The organism is Priestia sp. AB, assembly GCF_028369225.1.
In the GTDB taxonomy this organism is placed as follows: Bacteria; Bacillota; Bacilli; order Bacillales; family Bacillaceae_H; genus Priestia; species Priestia megaterium.
Window position 1 is genome coordinate 422215 of record NZ_JAQMYN010000003.1, and the last position, 24184, is coordinate 446398.

24 protein-coding genes are annotated in these 24184 nt (G+C 37.2%); 6 read left to right on the forward strand and 18 right to left on the reverse strand.

The window, feature by feature from the left end; genetic code table 11:
* Nucleotides 1–189: 189 nt before the first annotated feature.
* Together POF52_RS11815 and POF52_RS11820 are read left to right on the forward strand one after the other, a co-directional pair.
* Nucleotides 190–921: a ZIP family metal transporter gene (locus tag POF52_RS11815; protein ID WP_176584789.1), complete on the forward strand. Its 732-nt coding sequence runs from the start codon at nt 190–192 to the stop codon at nt 919–921.
* An 83-nt stretch (nt 922–1004) separates the two neighbouring features.
* Complete coding sequence (locus tag POF52_RS11820; RefSeq protein WP_271992813.1) at nt 1005–1550, forward strand: DUF4825 domain-containing protein; 546 nt, start codon at nt 1005–1007, stop codon at nt 1548–1550.
* Nucleotides 1551–1570: 20 nt separating this feature from the next.
* On the opposite strand, the gene POF52_RS11825 is transcribed toward POF52_RS11820, so the two are convergent.
* The gene (locus tag POF52_RS11825) at nt 1571–2473 is read right to left on the reverse strand and encodes a GNAT family N-acetyltransferase (protein WP_271992815.1); all 903 of its coding nucleotides are present in this window, start codon (nt 2471–2473) and stop codon (nt 1571–1573) included.
* 155 nt (nt 2474–2628) lie between these two features.
* Complete coding sequence (locus POF52_RS11830) at nt 2629–4488, reverse strand: N-acetylmuramoyl-L-alanine amidase (protein WP_271992817.1); 1860 nt, start codon at nt 4486–4488, stop codon at nt 2629–2631.
* A gap of 472 nt (nt 4489–4960) precedes the next feature.
* Between POF52_RS11830 and POF52_RS11835 the strand changes: the two genes are divergently transcribed.
* Nucleotides 4961–5341, forward strand: a complete 381-nt coding sequence (locus tag POF52_RS11835) for a plasmid mobilization protein (RefSeq protein ID WP_013056777.1) — start codon at nt 4961–4963, stop codon at nt 5339–5341.
* A gap of 56 nt (nt 5342–5397) precedes the next feature.
* Here the strand turns inward: POF52_RS11835 and POF52_RS11840 are convergent, their stop codons facing one another.
* From POF52_RS11840 to POF52_RS11895, 12 genes are all read right to left on the reverse strand, one after another.
* Nucleotides 5398–5577, reverse strand: coding sequence for a hypothetical protein (locus POF52_RS11840; RefSeq protein ID WP_025752091.1), 180 nt, complete (start codon nt 5575–5577; stop codon nt 5398–5400).
* Nucleotides 5578–5676: 99 nt separating this feature from the next.
* Nucleotides 5677–6675: an N-acetylmuramoyl-L-alanine amidase family protein gene (locus POF52_RS11845; RefSeq protein WP_271992822.1), complete on the reverse strand. Its 999-nt coding sequence runs from the start codon at nt 6673–6675 to the stop codon at nt 5677–5679.
* Nucleotides 6676–6771: 96 nt separating this feature from the next.
* Nucleotides 6772–7308 (reverse strand): hypothetical protein, encoded by a 537-nt coding sequence (locus POF52_RS11850; RefSeq protein WP_271992824.1) that lies wholly within the window; start codon nt 7306–7308, stop codon nt 6772–6774.
* 135 nt (nt 7309–7443) lie between these two features.
* Nucleotides 7444–8766: an LLM class flavin-dependent oxidoreductase gene (locus POF52_RS11855; protein ID WP_271992826.1), complete on the reverse strand. Its 1323-nt coding sequence runs from the start codon at nt 8764–8766 to the stop codon at nt 7444–7446.
* 1 nt (nt 8767) lies between these two features.
* Nucleotides 8768–9490, reverse strand: coding sequence for a riboflavin kinase (locus POF52_RS11860; RefSeq protein ID WP_271992827.1), 723 nt, complete (start codon nt 9488–9490; stop codon nt 8768–8770).
* Nucleotides 9491–9655: 165 nt separating this feature from the next.
* On the reverse strand, nt 9656–10429 hold the full coding sequence (locus POF52_RS11865; protein WP_271992828.1) for an amino acid ABC transporter ATP-binding protein: 774 nt from the start codon (nt 10427–10429) through the stop codon (nt 9656–9658).
* Nucleotides 10426–11136 (reverse strand): amino acid ABC transporter permease, encoded by a 711-nt coding sequence (locus tag POF52_RS11870; protein ID WP_271992830.1) that lies wholly within the window; start codon nt 11134–11136, stop codon nt 10426–10428. Before POF52_RS11870 ends, POF52_RS11865 begins: the two co-directional genes overlap by 4 nt.
* Nucleotides 11137–11163: 27 nt before the next feature.
* Nucleotides 11164–11862, reverse strand: a complete 699-nt coding sequence (locus POF52_RS11875; protein WP_271992832.1) for an amino acid ABC transporter permease — start codon at nt 11860–11862, stop codon at nt 11164–11166.
* Nucleotides 11863–11935: 73 nt separating this feature from the next.
* Entirely contained in the window at nt 11936–12757 is an 822-nt protein-coding gene (locus POF52_RS11880) for an amino acid ABC transporter substrate-binding protein (RefSeq protein WP_271992834.1), read from the reverse strand.
* A gap of 69 nt (nt 12758–12826) precedes the next feature.
* Complete coding sequence (locus POF52_RS11885; protein WP_013056767.1) at nt 12827–13093, reverse strand: glutaredoxin family protein; 267 nt, start codon at nt 13091–13093, stop codon at nt 12827–12829.
* 26 nt (nt 13094–13119) lie between these two features.
* Nucleotides 13120–13644, reverse strand: a complete 525-nt coding sequence (locus POF52_RS11890; protein ID WP_271992837.1) for a GNAT family N-acetyltransferase — start codon at nt 13642–13644, stop codon at nt 13120–13122.
* A gap of 10 nt (nt 13645–13654) precedes the next feature.
* The gene (locus POF52_RS11895; protein ID WP_271992838.1) at nt 13655–14185 is read right to left on the reverse strand and encodes a hypothetical protein; all 531 of its coding nucleotides are present in this window, start codon (nt 14183–14185) and stop codon (nt 13655–13657) included.
* 327 nt (nt 14186–14512) lie between these two features.
* On the opposite strand from POF52_RS11895, the gene POF52_RS11900 reads away from it, so the two are divergent.
* Nucleotides 14513–15538, forward strand: coding sequence for an LLM class flavin-dependent oxidoreductase (locus POF52_RS11900; protein ID WP_271992840.1), 1026 nt, complete (start codon nt 14513–14515; stop codon nt 15536–15538).
* A 226-nt stretch (nt 15539–15764) separates the two neighbouring features.
* Nucleotides 15765–16586, forward strand: coding sequence for a Cof-type HAD-IIB family hydrolase (locus tag POF52_RS11905; protein WP_013082899.1), 822 nt, complete (start codon nt 15765–15767; stop codon nt 16584–16586).
* Nucleotides 16587–16634: 48 nt separating this feature from the next.
* On the opposite strand, the gene POF52_RS11910 is transcribed toward POF52_RS11905, so the two are convergent.
* Nucleotides 16635–17978, reverse strand: coding sequence for a 2-hydroxycarboxylate transporter family protein (locus POF52_RS11910; RefSeq protein WP_176584799.1), 1344 nt, complete (start codon nt 17976–17978; stop codon nt 16635–16637).
* Between the two features lie 143 nt (nt 17979–18121).
* Complete coding sequence (locus POF52_RS11915; RefSeq protein ID WP_176584800.1) at nt 18122–19831, reverse strand: NAD-dependent malic enzyme; 1710 nt, start codon at nt 19829–19831, stop codon at nt 18122–18124.
* A 497-nt stretch (nt 19832–20328) separates the two neighbouring features.
* Between POF52_RS11915 and POF52_RS11920 the strand changes: the two genes are divergently transcribed.
* Entirely contained in the window at nt 20329–20733 is a 405-nt protein-coding gene (locus POF52_RS11920; protein ID WP_013056760.1) for a hypothetical protein, read from the forward strand.
* Nucleotides 20734–20760: 27 nt separating this feature from the next.
* Here the strand turns inward: POF52_RS11920 and POF52_RS11925 are convergent, their stop codons facing one another.
* Together POF52_RS11925 and POF52_RS11930 are read right to left on the reverse strand one after the other, a co-directional pair.
* Nucleotides 20761–22251: a peptide MFS transporter gene (locus tag POF52_RS11925; protein WP_028413598.1), complete on the reverse strand. Its 1491-nt coding sequence runs from the start codon at nt 22249–22251 to the stop codon at nt 20761–20763.
* A 528-nt stretch (nt 22252–22779) separates the two neighbouring features.
* Nucleotides 22780–24144: an allantoinase gene (locus POF52_RS11930; protein WP_271992845.1), complete on the reverse strand. Its 1365-nt coding sequence runs from the start codon at nt 24142–24144 to the stop codon at nt 22780–22782.
* Nucleotides 24145–24184 lie beyond the last annotated feature (40 nt).

Below are 24184 nucleotides of genomic sequence, written 5' to 3' on the forward strand. Positions count from 1 at the left end.
CCTATCACAAGGTTTTTTCACTTTCAACGGACATAATCAGAAAATTTTGTCAATTATACCGAAGGCTTATTTTATTTAAGGTCTAAATAAGTGATTTTTTCCCATTTTTTTAGTTCATTTATCTTGTTTCATAATAATCATAGAGATGGTTACACTACAAGTAAGTACGTAAGAAAGTAGGGATCTCATGTGATGGATGCCCTTATGTGGGGTGGTGTCTCAGGCTCAGCTGTATTAATTGGCGCTATTATAGCTATTTTTGTACCTTTAAAAAAACAGTTGACTGCTTATATTATGGCTTTTGGCACGGGCGTTTTGTTAGGAGCTGCCGCTTACGAGCTTATTCAAGATTCGGTAAAAGAAGCGGGAATTATTCCTTCTTCTTTAGGCTTCTTAACAGGTGCAGGACTCTTTACTCTTCTTGACATGACCTTAGCTAAAAAAGGCGCTCACAAAAGAAAACGTTCAGACCACCTTGTCCCTGCTAGCTCGGGACTAGCCATTTTTATTGGTACTATTATGGATGCTATACCTGAGTCACTTATGATTGGCGCAAGTTTGATTGAACAGCACCACGTTAGCTGGCTGCTTGTTGTCTCTATTTTTATCAGCAATATACCGGAAGGAATCTCCGGGACAAGCGGACTACTAAAAAGCCAATACAGCCAAAAGAAAATTTTTTCATTATGGCTTTCAGTTTTTTTTATATCAGCTCTTTGCTCTTGGATTGGATACTTATTTCTTCAAGACGCTACCCCAAACATGATGGGTTTTATTGCCTCATTCGCCGGGGGTGGAATTGTGGCAATGGTTGCTTCTACGATGTTGCCGGAAGCTTTTGAAGAAGGTGGTCCTGTTATTGGTTTTATTGCCTCATTAGGGTTATTAACTTCTATTATTTTGGATTATCTGTCTTTTTAATGAATAAACTTATATTTTGTATGAAACAAAATATATAGGTCTTTCGTCTTTACAAGTAGATATAAACAAAAGGAGTTACCATTATGAAAAAAATATATACTTCTCTTACACTTTGTACAGTGTTCACTTGGCTATCAGGGTGTGCCTATGCACCTCATAATAATCTGTCTGCCGAAAAAGTCTCTGCTTCTTCTATTCATCATACTTCTTCTTTAGAACGCGATACTTCAATAGAAGAAATTACAAATAAACTTCCAGGACACGTTTATTTAAAAGGTATAGCCTTTCAAGATACGCAAAAACCTTATTACTTAGCAATTAATTACGCTGCAAGAGATAATCAGCATACGTTTGAAAAAAGCTGGACGTCTGTTAAGACCAAACGCATACTTTTACATAACGCAACCATTTTACTTTCTGCCGTACAAAATGCTGACAGCGTTCACTTTACTATTAATACGACTGTTCCTCAGACAATCACTATTACTCGAAAAGAGTTAACAGACTTCTACGGAATAGATCTTCGGAATTATAATGACGTGAAACAAGTATGGAAAGAAAAATTCGAAGGACAGCAAGAAAAAATCGAGGAATTTTATGATGCACATCCAATTACAGAAATGCAATAAAAGCGGCCCATGGCCGCTTTTTAAAGTTGTTTTTTCATAAACACCTGCTCAAGTTTGATTCCTTCATCTGTATATAAATCTTGAAAGCCAAATGATTTTAACATTTTCACGAGTAAGCTATTCCTTTTTTCAGGTACATTATATGTATTGTAAGCAATTGGTCCATACATATTAAAAATGGTTGCTAATAAAAAGCCCAGAACGTCCTCTGAATTTGAGATATGTTCCTTAACGCTTCCTTGATAAAAAGTAACGGAATTCACGATGCCTATGGAAGAAAAATTCTTTTGAAATAACAGATAGCCAACTTCTTCGTTTTTTTCATCCAACGCAATAAACGCTTCTCCATCATGAATACAATCAAATTGATTTTTCCACGGAACGTCGTATGTATAAAAGGGTAGGTTTCGAATATCTTTTGCAAGCCTTCGCTTTAACGAATACGTAAGCTGATTCTTCTTTTTAATTAGAGAAGCGTGAAAACTACCTCTATGCTTTAGAAATAAAAGCGTATCTACAATTTCATATCCATATTTCTGATAAAGGTGAATGGCTTTTTCATTCACTTTAAATGCTTCCAGACTGGCTTCCACTACTCCTTGCTGCTGATATCTCTCAAGTGTAGCTTTTAGTAAGGCTTCTCCAATTCCCATTTTTCGGTAAGGTAGGGTTACACTTGTGCCGCCATTCCAAGCATGTTTTTTTCCCTTGACCTTTTTTATTCCATTTAACATAATTCCAGCTGGTGTATTATTATAAAAAGCCATAAAAGAATGGTCGACAGATAGCTGATCGAAACCAAATCTACAAGTGAATTGATCTAGTGACAGCTCAATCGGAATGTAATAATCTTCAAAACCCTTATTGAATGCTTCTAGCGCATCAGAAAAAGAACACTGGCTTAAAGGCTTAATTATAATCACAGGACATTCCTTCCTTTTTTCAAAAGATAATAAGCTAGAAAATCATTATAAGAAAACATCATCAATAACCTTCTGAATTTTTGTGGTTTTTAAAAGAAAAGAAAGAGACATACCGTTTAAACACCCTGTCTCTTCCTTTCTTTTAACACTCTATTCTATTGTCTTTTAACCTCTACATCCGATGCTTTCACAAACGCATAGCGGTGATTAAAATAAATTTGATAATATTCGTCTTTTCCAATAATCATTTTATGATCATTTGGATTTATTGTAAAAGTGGGTGCATAGTAATAGTCACTCTTTACTTTTTCTACCCCTACGTACACCTGACCCGGAGAGATTGTATACTGAAGTGGGACCATGTCTTTAACCGGGATATCAGAAGGATAGGCTGAAGCTTCCGGGAAAGCTCCTCCGTACACTTGAATGCTTTCTTTTCCTGCTTTTGGCGTTAATAATATGCCCGTACCTTTACTCGTATTTTGATTATGTGGATTATAAAACCACGCTTTTTGTCCTCCGTACCAAATCGCTGTCCATTCTCCTTTTGTCTCAGCCACTGCGTACGTTTGTCCAGTTACAGCTTTGCTTCCCCAGTCTAACGTTTGTTTCGTTCCTGGCCCTGAAGCTGCAGGCTCATTCAGTAGCGGTGAATCATTGCTAGGAGCTTGATGTAAATACACAAAATTGGCCGGCTGCTTTGGTGCATCTGATACCTCTGGCTGATTGTTTTGAAAGACGGGATTAATTGTAACAGCTAGTTTGCTTGTATGCTGGCGCTCGACTGGGCTTCCTACTAAATCCATATAGTGCCCCCAATCCCAAAACGGCCCAGGATCTGAATGCATACCTGATTGAGCCTTAGGAGACAAACCCGGTACCTCGTCATGACCGATAATATGAGCTCGGTCTAATGGAATATTATATTCTTTGGCAAGGTGGCGTACGAGTCTTGCCGAAGAACGGTACATTTCTTCTGTAAACCACGTGGATCCTTCAAGGGCGAACCCTTCATGTTCGATTCCAATACTGTGCGTATTAAAATACCAGTTTCCTGCATGCCATGCTACATCTTTGTTATGGATCATCTGTGCAATGTGGCCATCACTTGAACGTATGACATAGTTTGCAGCTGCTCTATTAGGGTTAGCAAACAAATCAATCGTTCCATCATAACTTACTTCTGTATCATGAATAACAATATAGCGAACATCTGATTTTTCGCGATTTGCAATATCATAGTTTCCATATTCTGAAGCACTTTCGCTGAATTTCCCGTAAAATGCAGGGATGTATTCACATTTTAAAGATGCCGGACAATCCGCTTTATTCGTATTGGAATTTTCAGCACGAGGAATCGACATATCTATATTTTGAGGGGAAATTTTAAGATGCTGTCCGTCTGATGTTGTATGCTCTGCTCCTTTTTCCAACGTTTCATATACATCATCGGCAAATACTTGAGCGTTTTCTTTATCCTGAGAAGAACTGTAAGCGGCGACTGCGTCGTACCATTTCTGATCAGTAGACGGTACGTTTCCATTTTTGTCTTTTGCCATAAAAGCTAGTACAGCAGCGCCACCGCGAATATTTTGCACAGGATCTTTTTTTAATCTTTCTTTATCTGACTTAATCAGCTTAGCAGCTAAGGAGAGGGTTTGCTGTTTGTCATATGCTGGTTGTGAAGACGCAGTTCCGTTTCCTTTTCCATCCTCTAAAGAAGGGATGTCTGTTAAATGCATCAGACCGTATCCCCCGGCTGCGCTAGGTTTTCCATTATGACTTTCCCAGCGCGACTTGTTGTAGGAAATTGCTTTTAAAAGCGAAGCCGGCACACCAAATTCTTTAGATGCTTGTGCAAATGCCAGCTCCAAGGAATCCGACTGATTCTCTGCAGCCTGAGCGACTGCAGGAGCTTGTAGCGTGTGAATAGGCGTATAACCTGTACACATAACCCCGGTTGCAAGCATGGCTATCCCTATCTTGTTTAGTTTTAATCGTTTTTTTAGCTTCAAACGTATTCCTCCCCCGTAAAGTATGTAAATGAGGTAAATAAAGACATAATATGACTTTACCCCGTTCTCAACCATTTCGTCTTCTTTCTTTCTATTCCCTTGAGACAATAGTCTAGAAGATTCGACAGAGTTACTAGGAGGAAAGATGTGGTACGACGCAAAATTGATAATAATCATCCCTCTTCTTTAAAGCTTCGTTATCAAAAATGCTTGAGGACAACAGCGTTACATTCATCCCTTTTGCTGTCTTTTTAATAAAGCAGCAATATTGTAGATAATGACATTCCTTCTATAATTCAACTATTACTAAACCAAATTTCTTAATTTACCAGTTTTTTAACAGACTGTACGTTCGATATTTTAGTAACTTTTCACCATAGTTAACCATGGAAAAGGTTGCTATTATTAAAGACAAGAGAATGTTTACATATGATTGAACGCAGCAAGAACTGCTCTTGAAAGGAGATACCTTATGAGAGGACACAGCATTCCAGCAATTAAGTTGAATGAAGAAGAAAAAGAAAAATTAGAGGAACTTATTGAACACTATAATTTAAAACGAACGTCTCTCATTCGAAAATTTATTATGGATGGAAAAGTTAAGCCTCCTTTAATCGGCAAAGAAGCAGGTGTGGAACTATTGGTTAACCTGCGAAAGATTGAGTCTGAACTAAGCCGGCTAAGCAATAATATGCATCAAATTGCAAAGTATTTACATAAACCAAAAGATAAGCAAAATCATTCACAGAATCTTGAAGAAATCCTGTTAGAAATGATGAAAAAACAAAAACATGTGCAAGAAGATGTAGAAACTATTTCAGAGCAGCTTAGTGATCATTTATACGTTAAATAGAGAAAAAACGCTCTTTTCATTTCAGAAAAGAGCGTTTTTTATAAAGAAGTAGGGATTTAAATACTTTTTTTCATGCCGCACTTTGCGCATGTACGGATAAAAATAAAGTCTTTTACTAAGCTTTTAAATTTCACATGTCCACAGTTATCGCATCTGCCTGCAACTTTATCCGGAAACTCCTCATATACATATACTTTTGTTAAGTCAATCGCTTCTTGTTGTTCTTCCATTTCCATCACACCTTTATGCATCTTTACGATTCAGCTCTTTATATTCTATCAAAAATAAGTAAAATTACTAGGGTGAAAGCTTCAAAAAACAAGCAGGTTTTTTCACTATTTTTTTATCCGTTCAGCTTTGTACCACCAATTTTCTCCATCTAAAAATGCTTTTACATTCAGTATTTTTTTATCGCGAAGGGTAATGATGGCTGCCGCAGTTCCTTCTTTGGAAAAGGTTACGGCTGTTTCTAATTTCTCTTTTGTCACAAACACTTTTAATGTTTCCATATTCTCTTTTGTTAATTCCGCAGTTGTAATAGTTTCTCCTTCAATGATTGTATCTTTTTTTTCAATAAAATGTTGTCCATCAATCACCCAGGCTGCACGCGTTTCACCATAAACTTGAAAGAGGGTATTCTTTTTTAAATAACCTGTTCTCTCTGACATATTTGCGTCCTTATACGTCTCCGTATCCTCGGTTGTTTTTATCCATAAAGGTTTATATAAAAAAGCCGGCTTTGGAAAACCTTCCTCGTCAGAATCTCCCACAGGATTTGTAGATTTAGGCTCCAAGTTTAAAAATTGCGCAATCCCTTTTGCATATGCCACCCCCATATCTTTTAGAAATTGAGGATTTTTTAAAAGCTTTGCATCGTGTTCTGTATCAATAAACCCAATTTCAGTTAGTACAGACGGCATATATGAACGCCTTAACACACTATGATTAGCCAATTTCCTGCCTCGGTTAGAGTGATTGTATTTGGTGAGAACAAATTTCACATGATCGTGAATATCGTTTCGTAACACAATGGTTTGGTTATTTATATTTTTGCTGTAAATAAAATCTTCATATCCCGTTTCGCCGCCTAAATTTATATGAATAGATAAGTATACATCAGCACCCCATGCATTGGCTGTGTTGACCCGTTCATTTAATGACAAAAACACATCGGCTGTACGCGCTGTACAAAGAGAAAATCCTTCATAGTGAGTAGAAAGAAAAGAGATGATGTACTGTTGAACAGCTAACACTACGTCTTTTTCATATAACCCGCTGGCGACAGCCCCTAGATCTGCCCCTCCGTGACCTGCATCTAAATAAATTTTTTTCATATAACCTGTCTCCTCCTTATCCGTAGCATATGCATGAATAAGCGAAGACGTTTGTTATATAAAACTACTTTTATGTATAAAGCTTTTTGCTATGGCTCATTTAGAAGTCTTTACAACTGATTTACCATAGCTGGTAACATCAAAATATGTATTTGATCCATCGTCTTCATTGATCACAACATCTAAGTCATGAAAATAACGATGAAGCTCTTTTAACAGTGCTTGATCTTCCGTCTGCTCTAACTGTCCAGCGAGCTTCTCCATATGCTGAAAGTCTTTCTTTAAAACAGAATCTTTTACTTCAATCGTGCCAATCGTATTGTTAATGGCTGCCGCTTCTTCTTGTACGGCAGGCCAGTCTGGATGCTCAATGGCACTCCACCCCGTCAAATCATTTAGTACGTCATGATGTTCAGCAATAAAGTCTTTTGCCTGCTGATCGCTGCTTTCCAGCTTATCAACTTTTTGTTGATCAACTTTAATGGCACTTGCCTTTATACTTTGCTGTGATAAAAAAGGAATTTTTCCGTTTTGGTACAATATCCATCCTGTCGCTCCTCCACCGACTAAAAAAACGGATAAAGATATCCAAATAATCATACGCTTCTTCTTACTTTTATGTCTTTTTTCCATTTGACTCCTTTCCGGGTATTCAAAACCCTTTAGGCCTTATGAACCGAAACGAATAACCTACAAAAAGAATTTTACCATATTTTTAATATTAAAAATATTAAAAAAGAGACTCCTTCGAGTCTCTTTGAATCCACTTCAATTAACTTTCACCTGTGTGTAGCGATTTTTAGGAACATTCAACTGCAAGTTACTTCTTAACGTACTCCCTTCGTATTCTGTACGATACAGGCCTCTTTCTTGCAATATCGGTACAACATGTTCAACAAAGTCATCTAAGCCATGCGGAACGCTTGAATGAATAATAAAGCCGTCAGCTCCTTTTTCTTCAAACCACTGTTCCATCAAATTAGCGATATGCTCTGGCGTCCCAATAAATTGTGTTTTAGGGGTAGCAATTCGCAGCGCTGCTTCTCGGAGTGTCCACTTATATTTTTGAGCATTTTCTTTAATTTTGTCGGTTGTACTCCGGAAACTATTACTTCCTATATCTCCCAAGTCAGGAAATGCTTCATCTAATGGAAACTGTGAAAAATCAAAATGATCGAAAAAGCGTCCTAAATAGTTTAGCGCATGTTCAATTGTTACCAATTGAGCAAGTTCTTCATATTTTCTTTCGGCTTCTTCGGTTGTACTACCAATAATAGGACCTATTCCCGGGAAAATTAAAAGTTCGTTTTCATTACGCCCTTGCGCTAGGGCTCTTGATTTTACATCTTGATAAAAAGCTTTTGCTTCTTCTAAATTGTCTTGTCCCGTAAACACTGCGTCAGCCGTTTTCGCTGCTAAATCTTTTCCGCTTTCAGAAGAGCCTGCTTGAAACACTACGGGCTGCCCCTGAGCTGAGCGGCCAATGTTTAACGGACCTTCTACAGAAAAAAATTCCCCTTTGTGATGCAACCGGTGCAGCTTTTTCTCTTCAAAAAATTGTCCGGTTTCTTTATTTCGAATAAATGCATCATCTTCCCAAGAATCCCATAATCCCTTTGTTACTTCTAGAAACTCTTCAGCTATTCTATAGCGTTTATCATGAGTGGGATGTTCTTTTCCATAGTTAAGCGCAGATCCTTCTAATGGAGATGTGACAACATTCCATCCCGCTCGGCCGCTGCTAATATGATCAAGTGAAGCAAATTGTCTAGCCACCGTAAACGGCTCGCTATAGGAAGTCGATAGAGTGCCGACTAAACCAATATGAGAAGTGACAGAAGCAAGTGCTGATAGAATAGTAAGAGGTTCAAAACGATTCAAAAAATGCGGAAGCGATTTTTCATTAATATATAACCCATCGGCAATGAACACTAAATCAAATTTTCCTTCTTCCGCTTTTTGAGCCTGCTGCTTGTAAAAACCTAAATTAACGCTGGCATCTGACAAAATTTCAGGGTGTCTCCACGCCCCCATATTTCCTCCGACTCCATGAATAATAGCCCCTAGCTTTAATTGTCTGTGATGTGTCATATTACCATTCTCCTTTTTCATACCCATTCATAAATTCTCGTAATTGATTGGTTAAACCGCCTGCTCCAAAGCGAAGGACTCCTTCTTTTTCTGTCTTTCTTTCATTTCCTTCTTGTGCAAATTGCAAAAAAGCGATAATGTGAACTCTTCTAGGGTGAATATTTTCAATTCCTTCGTCATAAAACCATTGATCAATTGTATTGTAAATCCCTTTATTGACTTTGAATTGACTGTGGCACCAATTAAAAAACTGAAGATCAGGCAAATTTAAATACCGTGCTTTCCCTAGCTTAGAAGCCGTATGTTCACTAGATACATAACCCATATGTTGAAATCTTTGCTTAACTTGTAGCGTATCAGCTTTAATTTGATGCTTTAAAAACTCAATAGAAGGGAACTTTTTCTCTCCTCGCACCCGAAAGATCACGTCGCATTGAATCGTCTCTCCATAAATAACGTCGTTAAAATCCAGAATATGAACCTCAAATGTTTTAGATAGTTCCGATCCAAATGTCGGCTTAACGCCTACATTCATAACTCCTATATGTTCAAGTCCCCGCAGATGAACGAGGACACCATACACGCCATTTTTTAATTCCTCATGCTGAGTATCTATATTAGCTGTTGGAAAGCCCAAATGTCTTCCTTGCTGCCTTCCAGGTACAACCTGGCCTTTTATAATAAGTTTTTTGCTTGTTTTAGCTTTTAATGCTCCTCTATTCACTACGTTCACCCTTCTTCCCTTAAGTCTAGTTAAAAATAAAAGGTTCTTTGCAAAATGCGTGACATTGTGCAAAGAACCTCTAGTGATCTAGTCGGTTTGTTTAATTTGATGATTTCATCATATACTTATTATTCCTATGAGTCAAGTTGGTTTTAAATTAAAATATTAGATTGTTTTTTCATAAACATAAGAGTAAGGAGAATGCGTTGGGTTGATACGTTTGAAAAATTGCTTTGTTCGATCTTCTTTTGGGTTTAAAAATATTTCTTCAGGATGACCTTGTTCGACAATTTTTCCTCCGTCCATAAACACCACGTGATTAGAAACTTCACGTGCAAATCTCATTTCGTGGGTAACAATAATCATCGTAATTCCTTCTTCAGCAATTTTACGAATAACAGACAGTACTTCACCCACTAGTTCGGGGTCCAAAGCAGACGTCGGCTCATCAAATAAAATGACTTCAGGATTTAAAGCAAGCGCTCTAGCAATGCCCACTCGCTGCTGTTGACCTCCTGATAACTGACTTGGATAAGCATTTGCTTTTTCAGCAAGCCCAACTTTTTCAAGAACGTCTAAACTGCGTTGTTTTGCTTCTTCCTTTGGCAGCTTTTGAACAATAACTAGCCCCTCCATAATATTTTCAATAACGGTTTTGTGTTTGAACAAATTGTATTGCTGAAAAACCATCGTTGTTTTTTGGCGAAGAGTTAAAATGTCTTTGCGGTTTGGCTTTTGGCACTGCACCGTAAATTGATCAATCGAAACTTCTCCTTCATCTGCTTTTTCTAAGAAATTAATGCAGCGTAAAAACGTAGTCTTTCCAGAGCCACTCGGCCCTAAAATGGTCACAACATCCCCTTTTTTAACAATTAAATCAATACCGTTCAATACTGTATGTTGATCAAATGTTTTTTTAATATTTGTTAGTGTAATCATACAACCCCTCCTCGATTATAAACCGTTAATTTTCGCTCAAGCAGCGCTGTTATTCCTTCTATTAGCATCGTCAGCATCCAATAAATAAGAGCAGCAGCAATATAAGCTTCCAGAAACTTAAGATTATTCGATGCTACAATATTAGCAGCACCGTTTAGCTCTTTTTGCGATACGATGAATGCGATAGAAGACGTATGCAAAAAGCCGATGAAAATATTACATAAATTCGGTAAAGACAAAGCAAACGCCTGTGGAAAAACAATTCGTTTCATCAATTGAAAACGATTCATCCCAATGGCATACGCAGCCTCAATTTGTCCTTTTTCTACAGCTAACAAACCAGAGCGAATAATCTCTGACATATAAGCTCCTGCTGTAAAAGACAAAGCGATTAATACAAATACGACAATAGGAATGCTGTTTGCATTGAAGCCCCATCCATAGTAACTCGATAGTTTATTAATAAATAGCGGGAACCCTAGGTAAATAACCATAATATGAAGAATAGCCGGTGTTCCTCGGAAAAATGATACGTATACGTTGGCAATTGGCGTTATTATTTTCACTGAATTGATTCTCACAGCCGCAACAGCGATACCAATAAGCAACCCGCCTAGTAACGGACCGATGGTAATAAGGAGCGTTAAAGGTAATGCCTTTAAAATTTCTACAAATGCTGTCCATATAAACGGTACATCAATAATCATGTTTACACCTCTTTTAGTAAGCTCGTTTTATACATGAACAGGCTGATCGTGTTGTTGCAGCTTTTGTTCTGATTTCACAAAAAATTTCTCTAATATAATCGCCACCAAATAATAAATAATGGCAAGTGCGATATATACCTCCACTGCATGAGCCGTTGCTGCAATAATGGTATCTCCTCTTCCCATCATATCCATGACACCAATGGTAAAGGCTAAAGACGTATCTTTTAAGGAACCAATCACAAGGTTTCCGAAGTTGGGAAATGCTACAACGAGAGCTTGCGGCAGCACAATTCGAGTGAACGTTTGTTTTCCGGTCATTCCTATACTATACGCTGCTTCAGTTTGGCCTTTATCTACACTATTAATGGCACCGCGCATCATTTCAGAAAAAGACGCCGCCGTGCTCAGTGAATATGTGATAATCACAAATACGAGCGGAGCCATTCTAGAAACGTCAATATGAATCAATTGTAAAAGGGCAGGTACCCCGTAAAAAACTAAAAATAATTGAATTAAAATAGGCGTCCCCCTCATAAAAGAAATATAAACTGCTGCTAATTGACTTAACACCGGTACTTTATAAATACGAGGCAGGGCAATAAACAATCCCAAGGTACTGCCAATCAAAAGTGAAGCAATCAAAATCCAAATTGTAATATGCAAATAAGATAATAATTGAGGAATAGAGGTAAAAATCAGCTCTATATCAAATGCTTTTCCCATCTTTTTCTCTCCTTTGTTTCCCTCTCAGGTAGCGAAATGACCCAAGTTCAAGGCTTGGGTCACAGTAAGTGCTTTAGTTATTTCCAGCTGCTTTTGTATAATCTTCTCCCAGCCATTTTTTACTTAATTTTGTCAATGTTCCGTCTTCTTTTATTTCTTTTAGCGCTTTATCAACATCTTTTTGTAAACCTGTTTCATTTTTTCGAAGCATAAAATATACTTTTGAATTTGAAATAGCAGGTCCCACAACTTTTTGCTCTGCGTCCGCTTGCTTATTGACAAAGTCAACTGCAAACGGCGTACTGACCGTTGCATCCGCACGTCCTGTTTTCAGCTGCGTTTTTGCATCATCAGATCCTTGACCTGAATAAACAATATCAATTTTATTTCTATGTTCTTTGTTATACTTATCGATTAAGTTAGCAGAGTTACTCGTTGCTCCTACAATTACCTTCTTACCGCTCAAATCTTTAATTGATTGAATTGACGTATTTTTTTCATTTACAACTACATGTAGCGGAAAGATATTATAAGGTTCTTTATTAAACAGGAACTTTTGTTTTCTTTCTTCATTCACTTCCATCTGATGGGCTACTAAATCAATTTTGTTCGATTCCAAGCTTAAAAGTAAATTAGAGAAATCCATCGTTTTGAATTCAAACTTATAGTTTGGAAGACGTTTGTCTATTTCTTTAACAAGCTCTACGTCATACCCTGTTAGATTTCCTTTATCGTCAAGAAAGCAAATGTTGGGAAATTGCGTACCTGTTCCTACAATAATTTTTTGCAATTTGTCTTTGCTTGCGTTAGCTGCTGTTTCTTTATTGGGTGTTCCGCAAGCGGCTAATAATAAAAGAAGTGATAAAAAGATAGCTGTCAGCTGTAGTTTTTTCATGTATTTGGTCCCTCACTATGTCTCAAAATAATTTATTGTTTTAACGAGTTAATAAAATGGATGTTGCAGCTATTTAACGATTGGTGAATAGTCTTCAATCAATTTTTCTATTTGTTCATAATCTTTTTCAATTACTCCTTTAAACTGCCCCTCGTCTCCAATTTCAACGACCGGTACATGGCGAATACCGTATTTAAATTCAAGTAAATCCCGCAAATAATCTTTTCCTTCTACATCGATACTTTCATATTGATATCCTTTCTCATGAAAATATGCTTTTAGTTCCTCGCAATGATGACAACCTTTTCGATTCCATAATAAAATCTTTACTGACATTTTGTCTCCTCTTTTCTTTTTAATTATTAATTAGCTTTTTGCAACTCTTTGTGTTTTTCTAACTCGTATCTTTCAGGATGTAAGATTTTCCTTAAGAATACGCCTGTTCCTTCTTCTCCTTGATCAACTTCAAAAAAACGTTCGTACCCTTTCCTTTCATACATAGGAATCAACCACGGATGTCGATCAGAAGTAGCCAATGTAACGGCAGGTTCCCCCAATTGATCCCGAATAATTGTTTCTTCAACCCATGTTAAGAGTTTAGAACCTACTCCTTTCTTTTTAACCAAAGGATCTACCGCAAACCACCATAAGAAAGGCCAGTTCGTTATTTCTTTATACGTTCTTGCTGTAATCGTAGCTACGATTTTTTTATCACTTTCCAGCACGTAGCAACGGCTGTTTTGAATGTTTTCTTTTACAAGTTCAATCGTTGCCGTTGCGGCTGGAAACTTAATTCCTAGCTCTCGAATCGGCTCGTATGCTCGAAGTGTTAAATTCAACAGTTCTTCAGCATCTTCTACGGTTGCTAATCGAAATAATTCACTCATTTTCTCCACCTCATTTTATAAATGATTGAAGAGATAGACCTGCTTTATAAATCAGCTCATCCACCGCTTCCTTTAAACGACTTTTAGCATTCATATTGTTGATGCCTGCAAAAGACACGTATTCATGCAACAGAAAAAGACTGCTGAGCCAATAAGGCCTACCTAAAAAAGACGCTAAAAGTTTTAAATCATATTTAGCTTTTAGTAAAGAATTCACATTTTCCCCAACAAGAATCGGCAGAAGTATTTTTTTATGCAATAAATCTTCCGGCAATACTTTTGTTAGCTGTTCAAAAGACTGTACGTATGTTTCATTTACTCCAGATAACAGAACGACAATACTTTTAGCTTGGTTCACTTTTGAAATGAATACCTTTACTTCTTTCTGAGCTTCCTCCGTTAAAGCGTGTACATCATGATACAAAATAGCTTCTGCGTGCACTCCTTTTGAGGTTAAGCAAGCTTCTAGCTCATCTTTTACTGAAGCTATTTGTTGATAATTATGAGAGCTTCCGTTATATAAAACACATACATCGCTCACTTTCTTCCCCTCCTTTTTATAGCAAAAAGGCTCCTGGAGTTTCCTCAGGAGCCTTTGGTAGACCAATCAGCTTTAACTGTTTGTTTGATAAAACCGGAGAATGAAGTGAAGTGTTTTTGAAACATACTCACTTAATTCTTATTTATCCAAGTTGTTTTATCGGCTTTTCTGTTTGATGATTCAACTATATAGCCTCAAAATGGCAAAGTCAACTTATTTTTTTAAAAATATTTTTCTTTTAAAAAACTCTTTTCATTTGGAAAATCCTTTGCTAAAATAAATCCCAATTATTCTTACCTTTTTTATCAACTTTAAGGAGTGTTTTCAGTGAAATTAAGTATTTTAGATCAAAGCCCACGTTATGAGGGTGAGCGTGCTGAAGATGCATTTCAGCATACCATTCAATTAGCTCAGCTAGCAGAAGAACTTGGCTACCATCGCTTTTGGGTAGCCGAGCATCACGACTCTGAACATGTTGTAGGATCATCACCTGAAGTGTTAATTTCTCACCTGCTCGCTAAAACGCATCATATCCGTATCGGCTCAGGTGGTGTTATGCTTCAGCACTACAGCCCTTATAAAGTAGCAGAAAATTTTAATGTTTTAGCCTCATTATCTCCAAATCGCATCGATCTTGGAATCGGTAGAGCACCAGGAGGACTACCTCATTCTACTCAAGCCTTGCAACAAAACTCCCAGCCCACTAAGTCCTTAACAGACAAACTGATAGAACTTAAACAATACCTAAACGATACACTGCCGGAAGATCACCCTCTTTACGGTTTAAAAGCCTATCCAAGGCCGGAAAAAGCAGCAGATATGTTTTTACTGGGAGCAAGTGCTTCAAGCGCAGAGCTTGCGGGTTCATTAAACCTTCCTTATGTATTTGCTCAATTCATTAATGGCGATCAAAAAGTGCTGGAAGAAGCGATTTCTGTCTATAATCAGCACGTTTCATCTCGCGCACGCTCGCTTGTCGTTGCCCTTTCCGTCATCGTAGCGGATACCGTAGAAGAAGCAAAAGCATTAGCATCCAGCACAAAAATATTTAAAGTATACTTACAAAATGGTAAGTCCGCTACATTAGGCTCCAAAGAAAAAGCGGAAGAATTTGGTCAGCAGTCCAAAGAAAGCTATCGAATTGAAGAAAAAGAAGCAAACGTTATATACGGTACAAAAGAAACCATCCGTCAAAAGCTTCAAGCTTTGAAACAGGAATTTTCTATTGATGAATTTATCATACTTACCGCTATTCAGAATTTCGAACAAAAAAAGCAATCTTATACGCTCTTAAAAGAAGCATTCAATGAAGGAGATGTGCAGAAAATTAATCAAACTCTAGCTGCTTACTAATCCAGAAGCTCAGATAAAAGTATTTTAGCAGAAATAAAACACGAACTAATAATCAAAATTACCGATTATTAGTTCGTGTTTTTCATTGTTTTATCTACTTCCGAGGAGTTCAAACAAAGTATACGCATACCTCTCATTTTTTCAAAAAATCATTAAATTGAATCAAACGTTTTTTTATAGTACCATATGAAGATATGAGTCTAGTAGAAGAAGGGAATTTAAAAATATGCCTTACAAAATGATTGTTTTAGATTTGGATGATACACTATTATGCGATGATCACACTATTTCTCCGCGCACAAAAGAAGCATTAATGAAGGCGCAAGAATCGGGAGTGAAAGTTGTACTTGCTTCTGGACGACCAACTTACGGAATGGTTCACATTGCGAAAGAGCTCGAATTAGAAAAGTACGGAAGCTTTATTTTATCGTTTAATGGGGCAAAAATCATTAATTGCCTAACAAATGAAGAGCTATTTAGCAGTACATTGTCTCCGAGAACTGTTGCACGTCTCGACGATATTAGCCGCGAAGAAGGCGTTTTAATTCATACGTACGTGGGAGATGAAATTATAACCGAAGTAGAAAATAAATTTACGGATATTGAAAGTGACATTACAGGTCTGCCGATCCGTGTTGTTTCATCTTTTACTGATGCCGTTACAGAACCTGTTGTAAAAGTACTCATGCTTGCAGAACCGGAAATGCTGGTTCACGTTGAAAAGAAACTTCAAAAGCAGCTTCAAGGAGAGCTAAGCGTAATGCGCTCTAAACCATACTTCCTTGAATTTACAGAAGAAGGCGTCACAAAAGGGACAAGTCTCCACTTATTAATTCAACAGCTTGGCATTACACGCGATGAAGTGATTGCCATTGGCGACAGTTATAATGATCTTGCCATGATTGAATTTGCAGGACTTGGCGTAGCAATGGGAAATGCTCCTGAAGATATTAAAGAAAAAGCCAACCATGTAACAGATACAAACATGAACGACGGTGTGGCAAAAGTTGTGGAAGAATTTATCTTAAAACCTGTTAGCGTTTCATAAGACAAAAAAAGCAGCTCGTACGAACCGAGCTGCTTTTTTGTTTTGATTTTATACTCCTAAAAGTTTCATAAGAAGCGTAGCTAAAATAACAGTGGAAGCGCCTCCAAGTCTTGTTGCTACTTGAGCAAATGGCATAAGTGACATACGGTTGGAAGCTGATAAAATCGCTACGTCTCCCGTACCTCCTAAACCACTGTGACAACCTGTTACAATTGCAGCATCCACTGGATGCATTTTCATCATTTTACCTACAAAATAACCCGTTGCTACCATAGAAATAACAACTGCTGCACATACGACCACATAACCTGGTGTAACAATTTTCACTACATCTTCAAGAGGAATATACAAAATCCCTAGCCCCACCATTAACGGCCATGTTAAGCTCGTAGAAATGAATTTGTACATATGGTAAGCACCTTGTTCCATCTTAGCAGGCATTACTTGTAAACATTTGACTAGCGTTGCCGCTACGATCATTAAAACTGGACCTGGAATTCCTAAAAACTTATGTGCTAAGCCTCCGAAAATAAAGAAACTACATGCAATTAAAAGACCTGCGCCCATTAACGAAAAATCTACTGGTTTCTTGATATTTGTATCTTCTGAGATACCATCTCCGCCTTTTGTCTTCACAAGAACTCCATTACCTGTTAATTCTGGCTTTTTCTCCCCTAGGCGCTTCATTAAGCCAGCACATACGATAGCAACGATGTTTCCGATAACAGCAGCTGGAATCATTTGCGACACAAAAGATTCTGCTGAACTACCTAAAATTTGAGAATAAGCAAGTGAAAGTGGTAAAATACCTTCACCAATCCCTCCTCCAATAATTGGTACAACAATATAGAAAAATGTATGTTTTGCTCCGTAGCCAAATAACATCCCAACAGCTACGCCTGCAGCTACAGCGGCTAACGTACCTAATACAAGCGGTACGAACATACGTGTAAAGCCTTGAATTAAAACTTTACGGTTCATACCAAGAATACTTCCGGCTACTAAACAAGAAATATAAAGGTATAAAAAGTTTGATGTTTTCATCAAAGTTGTTACCGCTTCCATAGATGCGGGATTTAAAACATTATAAAAAACTAATACGGAAGGTACAAGCAGTGATAAAATAGCTGGTCCGCCAATATCTTTTAAAATCGGAATTTTTAATCCTAAATCACCAAGCAGCATTCCCATTACCATAATAATCGCAAATCCGCCAATCATATCTGGAGGAAGCTCGTTGTAAACGGCCGCGCCATATACAATTAATGCAAGTAAAACGTATAGCGGCAGAGGAATAACTCCTACTTTAATATTGTTGATTCGGTTCCAAAAACCCTTATTTTCAGGCTGTGAATCTTGAGTAAACGTTTCCAATTTACGTGCTGTATTCATCTCATAACCCCCTGTGGTTCTAATATAGAGAATCATACACAAATTTCAAAAAACTATATACATTATGTAACTTAAGAATTCTTTTTGTAACTAAAAAAAGCACAGCTTCTTTTTTCAGAAGCTGTGCTTTTTCTATCTAAAAATTAAGCATTTACTGTTTCTAAAGCTTTAATTTCTTTGTATGTTGGTTCCCACATTGCTGCTTTTACTGCCGCTTTAACATCTGCTGGAACTTCTTTTGCAACGCCATCTTTAATTGCTGCGTTAGCAACCGCTAAAGCAACGTTATAGGATACTTCACGTAATTCTTCTACGCGTGGTAGTAATGAAGCACCCGGCTTGCTGCTGTCTACCATTTGAGCTACAGCGTGTGCACATGCTGCAAACATGCTGTCTGTAATAACTTCTGCTTTTACCACGATTGATCCAAGACCAAGACCAGGGAAAACAAAAGCATTATTAGATTGACCAATTTCATATTCCACACCATCGTAGTTAACTGGTTCAAACGGACTTCCAGTCGCTACAAGCGCTTTTCCTTCTGTCCAATTTAATAGGTTTTCAGGAGTAGCTTCCGCAAGCGGAGTTGGATTTGACATTGGTAAAATAGCTGGGCGTTCTACATGCTTCGCCATTTCTTTTACGATTTCTTCTGAGAATGCGCCTGCTACACCAGACGTACCAATTAAGATTGTTGGTTTAACTTGTCTGACAACTTCTAAAAGAGAAATTTTGTCTTCTTCACGGTTCCAGCCCTTCACTTCTTCTGCTTTTCGTGCATAAGGCGTTTGGAAACCTAATAAGTCGTCCATGTCATCTGTTAAAAGGCCTCGGAAATCAACTGCCCAGAAGTTTTTGTATGCTTCTTCTTCTGTAATACCGTCTAATACCATTGCGTCGCGAACTTGATCTGCAATACCGATACCTGCTGTACCCGGTCCAAAGATTAAAACGCGGTGGTCACGAAGTGGCATTTTAGACACTTGAACTGCTGAGAAAATAGCGGCAAGCGTTACAGCACCTGTTCCTTGGATATCATCATTAAACGTCAGAATTTCTTTTCCGTACTTGTTAATAATGTTACGAGCATTTACATTACCGAAATCTTCCCAGTGTAACAGTGCATTAGGGAATATTTCAAGAGATTTTGAAATGAATTGATCTACGAAATGATCATAGCGCTCACCGCGGATACGTTCATGACGGTTTCCGATATATAAAGGATCATTTAATAATTTTTCGTTGTTTGTTCCTACATCAAGAACAACTGGAAGTACTCTGCTTGGATCGATTCCTGCTGCAGCTGTGTATACGGCTAATTTACCGATAGCAATATTAATACCGCCAACGCCCCAGTCACCAATTCCTAAAATACTTTCTGAATCTGTAATAACCATTAAATCAATGTCTTCACTATTTGCATCGATATTTTTAAGAGCTTCTTCAATGCCTTCTACATTATCGATTGACAAGTATACGCCACCCGGACGGCGATATTCGTGGCTGTATTCTTGGATTGCTTGTCCAACTGTTGGTGTATAAACAACTGGAAGCATTTCTTTTAAGTGATCTTGCAATAAACGATAGAATAATACAGCATTACGGTTCTGTAAATCGTTTAAATACACATTCTTACCAAGATTATCTGCCTGAGCTAAAAATTGCTCATATGCACGTTTTGCCTGCTCATCTAAAGTTAAAGTCATTGGAGGAAGTAAACCTTCTAATCCTAACGTTTTACGCTCTTCTTTTGTAAAAGCTACTCCTTTGTTTAACATTGGAGCTCCTAAAATTTCTTTCCCACGTAAAGTCGTTTCAATTGTTTCATTATCTGCAAAAAATACGTTGCGCATACGACTATCTTCCTTTCTGTAGACTTGTATGACAAGCATACAAGTTGGTTAGATTTAAGTAATTAATACCTTATATGAATATTACTCATATTCTTCAAATGTCCGTTAACTTTTTATGAATAGCTTGCTAATTCATTTGACAATAGTATATTTTATGCCTATCTATTTCTGCTGTCAACTATTTTAGTAGAGCAATTTTTTACTTATAAAGAGGTGGAAATTTCTGAATTTAATATCTTTTATAAATTTTCTTTTTATATAGGTACTAAGAACCCTCTTTATTCTATTCATTTCTTTTTAAAAGTCAAAATAATCCTTCAATATGGAAAAAATGTTTAATTATAAAAAATTTATTTTGAAATAATTTTAGTTTACCTATAAAGAATATTTTTTATTTTTTTGTCTATGCTGATTAGTGAATTACTATGAATATTTTTTCCTTTCTATCTATACATATTAACTACATAGTTCTTTTTTATAATAATGGAGGTTATTGTATGTTAAAACCAGATACGGCTATTATTTTTGGATTTCTTATCGAAGAAGCGGCCAGTCGATTAGACGATCAAGAGATTAAAGAAATTGCGGCTAAAGAGCTAGAAAATGGAGAATTGGTGTTTGAAGAAGCGAGTTATTTTTATAAACGCTTTTTTATCCCTGCTTCCTCTGAATTAAGACAAGCTCTTCGCCGAGAGGTCTTATCGCTTCATTTAACATTAAATCAAATCAAAAATGCTCATGGCAACGGATCTATGTCTAAAATTGCTCATATGCATCAAATTATTGCAGAAACTGAAAAATCAACAAACGAACTTAACAGACTTTTAAATCTTGCGTTCTATGAGGGTGAGGACGATCAGACCTACGCCTCCTTCATGAATATTTTTTCAAATAAATCATAAAAAAACCGTCCTTAAGGACGGTTTTTCTTATTGAACACCTTTCATTAAACGCTGAATTTTTGGCGAAATCATTAGCACAATTACACCTAAAATGACCGACACTCCGCCCAATGCAGCAAAATAAACAACTTGCGAAATGTTTTCATAGTATTGAACAAGCTGAGCATTGATTGCCTGCGCCGCTGCGCTTGTTAGAAACCATAAACTCATCGTCTGGGCAGAAAACGCTGCAGGTGCTAGTTTTGTTGTAGTTGATAGCCCTACTGGTGATAAACAAAGCTCTCCAACTACAACTAAGAAGAAGCTTAGCACTAGCCATAGGGGGCTCGCTAGCGTTTCATTTCCATGAATGCTAGCTGGGATAACCATGACAAGGAAAGAAAGCCCTGCAAATAAAAGTCCTAACGAAAACTTCTTTGGTGTAGAAGGCTGTCTGTTTCCTAATTTTACCCAAATCGCTGCAAAAACTGGCGCAAATATAATAATGAATAGCGGATTTAACGATTGGAACCAGCCAACTGGAATTTTAAAACCACCATACGTTAGCTGCGTATGATCTTTTGCATATGTTGCTAAAATTGTTGATCCCTGCTCTTGAATCGCCCAGAACATTACTCCAGAGATAAAAAGAGGAATGTACGCTAATACGCGTGAACGCTCATCAGCTGTTGTCTTGGGGCTCTTATACATAACAACAAAGTAAATAATAGGAATAACAATCGCTAAAATACTTACAAATAAAATAACGCCTTCAACAGTTAAAATGCCCGCTAAAGAAGTCAGTACAATAAAGATTGCCAGTACAACTACAGCAAGTGCAATGGTACCAAAAACTTTTTTGCGTTCTTCTGGTTTTAAAGGGTTTGGAACTTGTCTGCCTGCACGACCTAGGTTTTTGCCTCGTGTAGCCATAAATACGATTAGACCTAAAAGCATTCCTACTGCCGCGATTCCAAAACCTAAGTGGTAGTTATACTTTTCACCTACTGTTGAAACAACTAGCGGCGCGATAAATGCTCCAGCATTTACACCCATATAGAAGATACTAAATCCAGCATCTCGACGGTTATCAGTAGGGCTATACATATCGCCCACAACGCTTGAAACGTTTGGTTTTAATAAACCTGTTCCGATGATAATTAAGAACATTGAAATAAACAGCGCGGTTACACCTGCTGGCAACGCAAGCACTAAATGCCCCAACATAATAAATATACCACCGTAAAACACCGTATTAGACGTACCTAAAATGCGGTCTGCAATCCAACCGCCAATAATTCCAGACATATAAACAAGGGAACCATAAATAGAAAAGATCGCTAAAGCGGTTCCTTGTTCCATTCCTAATCCACCGTTTGCAATTGTATCGTACATGTACAATACAAGTAGCGCACGCATTCCATAGTATGAAAAACGCTCCCAGAATTCTGTAAAGAACAAGGTAAATAACCCTTTAGGATGTCCGAAGAATCCTTTTTGAGGAACTGTTTCATACACTTTTTCTCTCTCTACCGACATATTCCTTAACCTCTCTTTCAACCGTAAACCACCATAGACAAAACTGTCAAAAAATTATGATGATATAAAAAAATAGAAACAAGAAAATTTTATTCTTATAAAATGATTCTGTCAATATCAGAATTTTACAATGAGTGCATAAAATACGGTTTTTCATTATAAAATTGCACCTATAAAAAGCTTTAAATCAAGATTTCTTTTCTTGAAATATCTTTTTGAAATTTTTTTTATACAAAACCCTTGATTACAAAGCATCTGATTATCTACTTTTCATACAACCAGATAATATTTTTCCTTTTGGAAATTTTTTCTCTATATTAAAAAAGAAGCTTTATTATTTTTTCATTATGCTTCCCTCAATCGAAAATATACTTTTTCAGAATAATAAAAACCTCTTTAAAAATATCTGTTTTGTTATAGTAGATACTTATTTTCCTCCTATGTATTACCTTTAATATAAGTCATCCTCATTTTTTTATGTAAAAAAAGAGATAAAAGGTTTATTTTTTATCTCTTTTTTCACTGTACCTACAATTTTACGTATTCACCGTTTACCATTTGTCCTTTGTGAAGAGGAAACACACCTTCTTCTTTATTGTATACAATCGTTCCTCTATTAATGGTAGTTAAAATAACGCTATTAAATACCGTTCCTTCATATATACTGTGCTTATGTTTGAAAACCATTCCTTCTTTTGTCACTTTTTCAGTTTGATCCAGATCAACGATAACCAAATCCGCATCGGATCCCAGCAAGATGCTTCCTTTTTTAGGGTATAAACCGAATCGTTTAGCTGGATTCGTTGATACAAGCTTTGAAATGTGAGAAAGAGAAATCCCTCTAGTGATGGCTCCCTCACTAATCATTGCTTGCAAAGAGTACTGACCGCCTGATATTCCACCCCAAACTTTAAATAAATCATTCTGATGAGCTGTTTTCAACTCAATTGGACAAGGAGAATGATCCGAAGAAATCATATCTACTTCCTCTGATTGAATACAAGCCCATAATTTTTCTTTTTGACTCCTGCTGCGAAGAGGAGGTGCACACTTAGCCGTTACGCCAATTTCTTCAAAGTCTTCCTCTGTAAAAAGTAAATAATGCGGACAAGTTTCCAGCGTAACGTTCCTTCTATTCTTCTTTGCTTCCGTAATAAGCTGCACTGCTTCATAGCTGCTAATGTGTACGAAATGAAGCGGACATCCCGTTTCTTCACCGTACTCAAGCGCTTGCTTTACTGCGTTTACTTCTGCTACAACCGGTCGCGTTTCTAAATAATCTTTAATAGCAGTTTGCTTTTGCTTCTGTTTAGCCTGTTCAAGCTTTTGTATTAAGTCATTTCTTTCAGCATGCAGGGCAAGCACTTTATTTAGTTTTGCGATCTCTTTCATTCCTTCGTATAATGTGAGGTCATCCGAGAAATCAAATTCAGAACCGGCTTCTGACATAAATGCTTTAAAACCTATTACACCCGAATGAGCCATTTTGGCTAATTCTTCTTTATTACCAGGAACCAACCCTCCCCATAGACCATAATCTACTACTGACTTTTGATCAGCCAGCTTTTTCTTTTCCCACAGCGCTGCTTCTGTTACGGTAGGAGGAACGCCGTTTAAAGGCATATCAAAATATGTAGTGCAGCCTCCTGCGGCCATAGATGCTGAACCGTAATCAAACCCTTCCCAATGGTCTCGGCTCGGTTCATCAAAATGCACGTGAATATCAATCATTCCAGGCAGAACATATTTGCCTTTAGCATTTACGTATTTTTTTGCTGGTATGCTAACACCTTGCGCTATTTCTGCAATCTTTCCTTTTTTAATCCCTATATCCGCCTTTACTACTTCGTCTTCTAATACGACCGAACCATCCCGAATAATTAAATCGTACATGTTATCAAACTCCCCTTTATTTAACTACTCCATCTTCTTA